1 protein-coding gene and 1 pseudogene are annotated in these 714 nt (G+C 56.0%); both read right to left on the bottom strand.

Features of this window, described 5'->3' with window-relative positions:
- Positions 1-357, bottom strand: a 357-nt coding sequence (locus TH5_RS25175; RefSeq protein WP_114124143.1) for an aminotransferase class I/II-fold pyridoxal phosphate-dependent enzyme, incomplete at its 3' end; no start/stop codon positions are given.
- 54 nt (positions 358-411) lie between these two features.
- A pseudogene (locus TH5_RS25170) lies at positions 412-714 on the bottom strand (chorismate mutase); the annotation flags it as partial.

The raw sequence follows: 714 nt of genomic DNA, 5'->3' as shown, positions 1-714 counted from the left end.
CGCAATCGGATACATCAGGAAGCCATGCTGCGAATACAGCACTTCATCACCCGGACCGGCATAGGCACGGATCAGAAGGGTGATCAGTTCATCCGAACCAGCACCGCAGACAATCTGATCGGCTTCAAGATTGTATTTCTCGGCCAGCTTGTTGCGCAGCGCCTCGCAACCACCATCGGGATAGCGATGCAGCTTTTCAGCCGACTTGCGGAGCGCTTCGATGGCCTTGGGGCTTGGGCCAAGCGCGCCTTCGTTCGATGAAAGCTTGATCACACGGGTTGCACCATCGGTGCGCGACTTGCCGCCAACATAAGGCGCAATATCAAGAATGCCGGGACGTGGGGTGGGCGCAGACATTTCCTAGTTTCTCCCAGTGGGCAGGGCCGGTGACAATCAACCGGCCGGTATCAATCAACTCAGCGCGTCTTCGGGAATCGGTACGCCATAGGCGCCGACAACACTGAGCCCTTCGGGATCAAGTCCCTGATCGGTCAGTGCGCGCTGAAACACTTCGGCGCGATTACAAAAGAATCCCGGCACATCAACAAGAACAAAACGGCGATCACCGGTTTCATCGGCAGAAAAGCCAAGGATTGCCGATCCATCGATGCCATTCGCAATTTTTTTGCGCGCCGTATCCATCGAAATCTCGTTTGGCAGGCTGACGATAAACAGCGTGCGATCATCCCCGCTTTCTTCAAGCTCGATCGCCGC

The sequence above is a fragment of the Thalassospira xianhensis MCCC 1A02616 genome, from assembly GCF_003326475.1.
Lineage (GTDB): Bacteria > Pseudomonadota > Alphaproteobacteria > Rhodospirillales > Thalassospiraceae > Thalassospira > Thalassospira xianhensis.
This window is presented reverse-complemented; position numbering and strand designations above follow the sequence as displayed.